This is a genomic window from Rhodococcus sp. 05-2254-6, from assembly GCF_002258565.1.
Lineage (GTDB): Bacteria > Actinomycetota > Actinomycetes > Mycobacteriales > Mycobacteriaceae > Rhodococcoides.
Genome location: NZ_NOZF01000185.1, coordinates 20,525 through 27,363, shown reverse-complemented (window position 1 = coordinate 27,363; position 6,839 = coordinate 20,525). Strand labels below are relative to the sequence as shown.

Genomic DNA, 6,839 nt, shown 5'->3' with positions numbered 1-6,839 from the left:
ACGGTTCGCCGTCGCGGGATCGACCGCGAAGAACACGATCGAGGGCGCGTCCGACGGCAGAGGGTTCACGGACTCGGCGAGTTCCCGCTCGGTGGCACCGTGCAGTCGGACGACCCGATCCAGTGGCAGACTCGACCACCAACCGCCGTCGTCGCCCGTCGGAACGGACGCCGGAGTCGTCGCCGCAGCAGCGGAATGGTTGTGCACGCACGCCGAGATGGCGGTGTGGGTCATCGGAGACGGAGCGTCGGGCATGGATCGGTTCCCGTCGGTGTCGGTGCGTGCACCCGCAGTGCCCACCGGCGTCAGCACGGTTCTCGATCGCTTTCGCCCACTGAGCTATCCACCGATCGCCGGACATCCGCACCCGGCCAGTGATCCGGAGAAGCGCTTGTACCGAGCGCTGGACGTGCACGAGTGGGCCACCGGAAGGGAGCACAATCGCTCGATTCGGCTCGGCGAGCTCAGCAGACCGTTCACCGTCGACGTACTGTGGCGCACCGAGAAGATCGTCGTGGAAATCGACGGCAGCGAACACCGCGCACCCGAACGTTTCGCCGAGGACCGCGTCCGTGACAACGAGCTGCAGACACACGGCTACATGGTGCTGCGCTTCACCAATGCTCAGGTGATCGACGATCCGCAACGTGCGGTCGCTACCATCCGCGAGGCAGTATCGAGAAGACGATCGAAGGGGGATCCTCGATGAGTACCGAAGACCTGAACGGGACCGAAGCGGCTGTGCTGCTCGTCCTGATGGCCGAGGCAAGTCCGGTCAAGAATTCCGAACTCAGAGCGATGGGCCCCGAGCTCGCGAAGCCGTCCCGCGACAAGCTGAAGAACGCCGGTCTGATCGAAGTGAATTCATCTGTGCGCCCGATGACACTCGAACTCACCGACAAGGGGTGGCGCACCTGCGGCGACCTCATCGGCGGTGAACCTCCGGCTCGATCGACCGGCGCAGGAAAGGCCATGTTCACCGTGTTGGCGGGGTTGCGTAGGTGGCTCGATCGCACCGACAGCCGCCCGGCGGATGTGTTCTCACCCCGATCGGACGAGCCTGCACCCGTCGAGAGGACCGACACGACCGTCGACATCGAAGCCTCGATTCGCGCGGCCTACGCACGGCTCGCCCGCGAACCCGGCAGCACCGTTCGACTCTCCAGGCTGCGAAACGAGTTGCGCGACATACACAGAAGCGATCTCGACGACGCCCTGGCGCGTCTGCGTCGTGCGGCGGACGTCTCGTTGATTCCCGAAGAGAATCAGAAGACCCTGACCGACGAGGAACGCGCTGCGGCCGTTGTCGTCGGTAACCAGCAGAACCACCTTCTCTCGATCGAACCATGATGGGCGTTGAGTCGACGATGACGGACAGCGAGCAGATCCGAGCTCTCGAATCGGTGCGGTTGAGCTGGGCACCGACCCCCGACGACGTGTGGCGTTCGCAGTCGAACGTGCACGTGCCGGGAATGCACGAACGTGTGTTCCTCGAGGTGATGAATGCCTACGACGACGCGGACGCCTCCGACGACGCCAGTCCGCTGGGCGTCGTCGTGCGCGGCCCGGCCGGTTCGGGCAAGACACACCTGCTCGGCCAGGTACGAGAAGAAGTGCAGCTCAAGGGCGGCTACTTCTTCCTGATCAGGTTGCTCGACGCCGCTGGATTCTGGCGCTCGACGCTGATGGGGATGCTCGACGACCTGATGCGTCCGTCCGGCCGCGGATCGGACAGCCAGCTCGCACTACTCCTCCGACGCCTGTGCGAGATCGGCGAGATCCCCGACGATCAGCGCGCAAAGATCATGGGCGAGAACATGATCGACGCGGACACGTTGAACGACTTCGTCACTGCGGTCTACAAGGTCCACCCCCGCCATCGACGGACGTCGCAGCACACGTTGCGCGCGCTCGTGCTGTCCATCGCCCCCGACTCGGCCGTTCAAGATCTCGGTGACGCGTACCTGCAGTCGATCGACGACGTCGATCCCGACGAGTTCTCGGCCTGGGGCATTCGCCGGGCCGAGCTCGGCCATCAGGGCATCGCCGAGAACATCTCGCGCCTGCTCGCCATCACCGGTCCGACGATTCTCGCGATCGACCAGATCGACACGCTCGTGGCGCAGTCTCGTACCGGATCGGATCAGGAGTTCGCCGACGCGCAGGAAGACAAGGTCGTCGAACAGCTCGCGCACGGTTTGATGTCGCTGCGTGAGACCCTCCCTCGCACAGCCTCGGTCCTCTCCGCGCTGTCGAGCGCCTGGGAACTGATCGCCGCGCGCGGAGTCGCGCCGATGCGTGACCGTTTCCGAGTCACACAGTCGCTCAAGCCGATTCCCTCGTCGGACATCGGCCGCCTGCTTCTCGGACGACGTCTGGCAGCATGCTTCCTCGAAGCCGGGTTCGTCCCTCCTCACCCCACGTGGCCGGTCGCGCCCAACGCGTTCGAGCAGGCTCCGGACTTCACTCCGCGCCAGCTTCTCATCGCCGTCGACCGGCACATCAGGCACTGCCTCGACACCGGCGTCGCGTCGGAGTTGGAGAGCTTCACCGACAGGTCGGGTCCGACCGATGCGCCGGACCTACCCCAAGCACGGGTCGACGAGCTCGACATCCTCGACGATCGCTACAAGCAACTGCGCGAGCAGGTCGACGTCTCGGTTCCACTGCGACCCGACAGCGAGGACTCGATCGTTCCGGCACTGCTGTCGGCGGGATTGACCGCGTGGATTCACGAGCATCAGTCGTCCGACGACAGCCTGGCCCAGGACCCACCGCCGAGCGGCAAGCCCGCGCTGCACGCCCGCCTGCGCCACACAGTCGACACCGATACCGACGACGAGGAGCACTGGTGCTTCCGCGCGGTCACGTCCGGCAACGCCCGCGCCGCGCTGGCACGAGTCGAGCGAGCAGTGACAACGGCTGGCCTGCGCATCGACATGCCGAGGCGACGGTTGATCCTGATCAGAAACGAGCCGTGGCCGAACGGCGCGAAGACCGAGCAGACGATCGCGGCCTTGCGCCGCGCCGGAGGCATCGTGGTGCCCTTCGGCGACGAGGACCGCAGGGCGCTGGCGGCGTTGTCGATCCTGTTGGCCGAGAACTCCCCCGCGCTCACGTCCTGGCTGCTCGCACGTAAGCCGGCACACGATGTCGAACTCTTCGGGGCTGTTCTTCCCGCTGTGAGTGTCGTCGACGACGACACCGCCCTCATCGAACCCGAGATTCCGAGCGTTGCCGCGCAGCCCGCCGCGGCGCGGCGACCGTCCATCGTGGTCGGTGCCGAACTGAGCACCGGCGCGGACGTCGCCATTCCACTCGAAGCGCTGCGCAAGCACACGGCGATCTTCGCGGGGTCCGGCTCGGGCAAGACGGTTCTGATCCGCCGATTGGTGGAAGAGTGCGCCCTGCAGGGTGTTTCGGCGATCGTGCTGGACGTCAACAACGACCTCGCTCGGCTCGGCACCGCATGGCCCGAGGACGAGAGGACCTGGCCACCGGGTGACGAGGCCAAGGCAACGGCGTACCTGCGCGACACCGACGTCGTGGTGTGGACGCCGCGCAAGTCCGCCGGTCGTCCGCTCAGCTTCCAGCCCCTTCCCGACTTCGCCAGTGTCGTGGGTGACGCGGACGAGTTCGAGGCCTCGGTCGAGTCCGCCTTGGCCTCGCTCGAACCGGCCGCAGGTGTACTCGGCACGTCGCAGAAGGCCAAACATGGTCGAGCAGTACTGAAGTCGGCCCTCGATCAGTTCGGTCGTCGTCCGCAGGGCGGGGATCTGTCCGACTTTATCGACCTGTTGGAAGAGTTCCCCGAGGACGCGAGCGAGATGCGCGACGCGGTCCGCATCGCTGCCGGTCTGGCCGAGAACCTCAAGGCCGCCGCCGCAAACGATCCGATGTTCGCCGGCGCGGGCACGCCGGTCGATCCTGCTGTTCTGCTGACTCCTGCCGAGGGTAAGAAAGCCCGGGTATCGGTGATCAACCTCGCGGGCCTGACCACCGACGAGCAGAAGCAGAGCTTCGTCAACCAACTCCAGATGGGGCTGTTCGCCTGGATCAAGAAGAACCCCGCCGGCGACCGGCCCCTCGGTGGACTGTTCGTCATGGACGAGGCGCAGAACTTCGCGCCGTCCGACCGGAGCACCGCGGCCACCCACAGCACCCTGGCCCTGGCGTCACAGGCACGCAAGTACGGACTGGGCCTGGTGTTCGCCACGCAATCCCCGAAGGGCCTGCACAACCGCATCGCTGGCAATGCGTCGACTCAGTTCTACGGCCTGCTCAACAGCCCATCGCAGGTCGATGCGGCCAAGGAGATGGCGCGGGTGAAAGGTGGCTCGGTTCCCGACGTCGGACGCCTGCCTGCCGGTCAGTTCTACGCGGCCGTGGAGGGCGCAGAGTTTCGTCGTACGGCCACCCCGCTGTGCCTGTCCTACCATCCGAAGAGTCCGCCGACCGAGGAAGAGGTCATCGAGCTGGCGCGCCAGTCGTGACGCCCTCGACAGTGGCACACTGGATTCGATGAAAACCCTCGCACGCGGGGAGAACTGCCCCGCTCCTGCCGGTCCCCTGACGGTGACGCTCGCGGCGTCGACCTCGGTCGATGTCTCCGCGCTGCTTCTGGGGCCGGACGGGCGGGTGCGTTCGGACGCGGACCTGGTGTTCTACAACCAGCCATCAGCCCCCGGTGTCGAGTATCGCCGTGCATCGACCGGGCACCTGCTGATGTTCGACGCCACCGCCGTCCCCGCCGGCGTCGATACCGTGGCCGTGGCGGCGTCTCTCGACGGAACGGGGCCGGCCACATTCGCGGCTGCGGGACCGACGGCGGTGACGGTGTCCGATGCGTCGAACACAGCGCTGGTGGCATTCGCTGCCGATGCACTCGGAGACGAGAGCGCGCTGGTGTGTCTCGAGTTCTACCGCCGCGGCGAGCAGTGGAAGATCCGTGCCGTCGGCCAGGGTTATGCAGATGGCCTGGCGGGGTTGGCCACGGCCTTCGGTATCAGCATCGAAACGGACGAGCGACCGGTGCCCGCCGAGCCGTCCTCACCCATCACCGATCCCACCGTGAATTCACCCGTCCCTCGAGGAGTTCTGGCCATGAGAAGTGAACTGTTCACGCCCGCCCACGCCGAGGTTCCCGGTTCGGGTATTCAGAAGCAGGGCAGCAAGATGTGCCGCATCGGGATGAACGGCGACGTGATGGCCCGGGCCGGTTCGATGGTCGCGTATCAGGGCAATCTGCAGTTCGAGGCCAAGGGCTCGGGTGGCATCGGCCGGGCGCTCAAGCAGGCGCTCTCGGGCGAGGGTGTCCCTCTGATGAAAGTCACGGGTCAGGGCGACCTCTTCCTCGCCAATGCCGCACAGGACGTGCACCTCATCGATCTGGACGGTACCGACGGGTTGACCATCAACGGTGCCAACGTTCTCGCCTTCGAGAGTTCACTGAGTTACGACATCAAACGTGTACAGGGAGCTGCAGCGGGCGGTAACGCGGGCTTCTTCAACTGTGTCTTCTCCGGGCGCGGTCGGATCGCCATCACGACCGACGGGATTCCGGTGGTGCTGAACGTCGACCAGCCCACCTTCGCCGATCCGCAGGCTGCGGTCGCATGGTCGTCTTCCTTGCAGACGAGAGTCAAGAAGAACGATTCGTTCGGCCTCGGCACACTCATCGGGCGCACCACAGGAGAAAGATTCACCCTCGAGTTCGCGGGTCAGGGATTCGTCGTGGTTCAGCCGTCGGAGCAACCGCCGGGCGGACTGGTCGGCGGCAGCGGCAGCGGTGAACAGGCAGGCGTCGGCGGGGCACTCGGCGGCTTGTTGGGCAGATAGGCTGCGCGGCCGGAACACAGAAATGCCCGCTCCCAGGAAGGGAGCGGGCATTTGTGTGCAGGTACTACTTGGCCTTTTCGAGAACCTCGACCAGTCGCCAGTGCTTCGTGGCGGACAGCGGACGGGTCTCCATGAGCTGAACGCGATCGCCTACGCCGGCATCGCCCTTCTCGTCATGTGCCTTGACCTTGGTGGTGCGACGGATGATCTTGCTGTAGAGGGGGTGCTTGACCCTGTCCTCGAGCTCGACCACGATCGTCTTTTCCATCTTGTCGGATACGACGTAGCCGATCCGAACCTTACGGTTGTTGCGCTCTTCAGTCACAGTGTTTTCCTCGCTCATGCTGCGTCACCTGCTGTGTCCTCGGAAGGACCAGAGGCCAAGCCGAGCTCACGTTCACGAAGCACCGTGTAGATACGCGCGATTTCGTGGCGCACCACGCGCAGTCGACGGTTGTTGTCCAACTGGCCGGTAGCCATCTGGAAACGAAGGTTGAACAGCTCTTCCTTCGACTCACGCAGCTTGGTGACCAGCTCTTCACCGGTGAGCTCGCGGAGCTCTGCGGCTGGGGTTCCGGTAGCCATCAGAACTGCTCCTCCCTGGTGATGATGCGTGCCTTGATGGGCAGCTTGTGAATGGCGCGAGTCAGTGCCTCACGCGCGATGGTCTCGTCGGGGTACGACAGCTCGAAGAGCACACGACCCGGCTTGACGTTGGCGATCCACCACTCGGGCGAACCCTTACCGGAACCCATGCGGGTCTCGGCAGGCTTCTTGGTGAGCGGGCGGTCCGGGAAGATGTTGATCCAGACCTTGCCGCCACGCTTGATGTGGCGAGTGATCGCGATACGAGCGGACTCGATCTGACGGTTGGTGATGTAGGCGGGCTCGAGAGCCTGGATGCCGTAGTCACCGAATGTCACCTGAGTTCCGCCCTTGGCGGCACCCGAACGCTTCGGGTGGTGCTGCTTGCGGTGCTTGACCCGGCGGGGGATCAACAT

The 6,839-nt window shown here is 65.3% G+C and carries 7 protein-coding genes and 1 pseudogene; 4 read left to right on the top strand and 4 right to left on the bottom strand.

Features of this window, described 5'->3' with window-relative positions; translation table 11 throughout:
• Window positions 1-255, bottom strand: a pseudogene (locus tag CH256_RS27855) (hypothetical protein); the annotation flags it as partial.
• On the opposite strand from CH256_RS27855, the gene CH256_RS25635 reads away from it, so the two are divergent.
• Genes CH256_RS25635 through CH256_RS25620 form a run of 4 tightly spaced genes read left to right on the top strand, consistent with a single transcriptional unit; the run spans window position 254 to window position 5,838 of the window.
• The gene (locus tag CH256_RS25635; RefSeq protein WP_256989552.1) at window positions 254-709 is read left to right on the top strand and encodes an endonuclease domain-containing protein; all 456 of its coding nucleotides are present in this window, start codon (window positions 254-256) and stop codon (window positions 707-709) included. The pseudogene CH256_RS27855 and the gene CH256_RS25635 sit on opposite strands and share 2 nt — an antisense overlap.
• The gene (locus tag CH256_RS25630) at window positions 706-1,350 is read left to right on the top strand and encodes a hypothetical protein (RefSeq protein ID WP_094671230.1); all 645 of its coding nucleotides are present in this window, start codon (window positions 706-708) and stop codon (window positions 1,348-1,350) included. The genes CH256_RS25635 and CH256_RS25630 overlap by 4 nt, the downstream gene beginning before the upstream one ends.
• Window positions 1,351-1,367: 17 nt before the next feature.
• The gene (locus CH256_RS25625) at window positions 1,368-4,493 is read left to right on the top strand and encodes an ATP-binding protein (protein WP_094671234.1); all 3,126 of its coding nucleotides are present in this window, start codon (window positions 1,368-1,370) and stop codon (window positions 4,491-4,493) included.
• 28 nt (window positions 4,494-4,521) lie between these two features.
• A complete protein-coding gene (locus tag CH256_RS25620; RefSeq protein ID WP_094671228.1) occupies window positions 4,522-5,838 on the top strand; it encodes an AIM24 family protein in 1,317 nt (438 codons plus the stop codon).
• A gap of 64 nt (window positions 5,839-5,902) precedes the next feature.
• Here the strand turns inward: CH256_RS25620 and rpsQ are convergent, their stop codons facing one another.
• From rpsQ to rplP, 3 genes are read right to left on the bottom strand one after another with little or no spacing between them, the layout of a single operon-like run.
• The gene (gene rpsQ, locus CH256_RS25615; RefSeq protein ID WP_032376635.1) at window positions 5,903-6,181 is read right to left on the bottom strand and encodes a 30S ribosomal protein S17; all 279 of its coding nucleotides are present in this window, start codon (window positions 6,179-6,181) and stop codon (window positions 5,903-5,905) included.
• Window positions 6,178-6,423: a 50S ribosomal protein L29 gene (gene rpmC / locus CH256_RS25610; RefSeq protein WP_032376634.1), complete on the bottom strand. Its 246-nt coding sequence runs from the start codon at window positions 6,421-6,423 to the stop codon at window positions 6,178-6,180. The genes rpsQ and rpmC overlap by 4 nt, the downstream gene beginning before the upstream one ends.
• Entirely contained in the window at window positions 6,423-6,839 is a 417-nt protein-coding gene (gene rplP, locus CH256_RS25605; RefSeq protein ID WP_027496313.1) for a 50S ribosomal protein L16, read from the bottom strand. Before rplP ends, rpmC begins: the two co-directional genes overlap by 1 nt.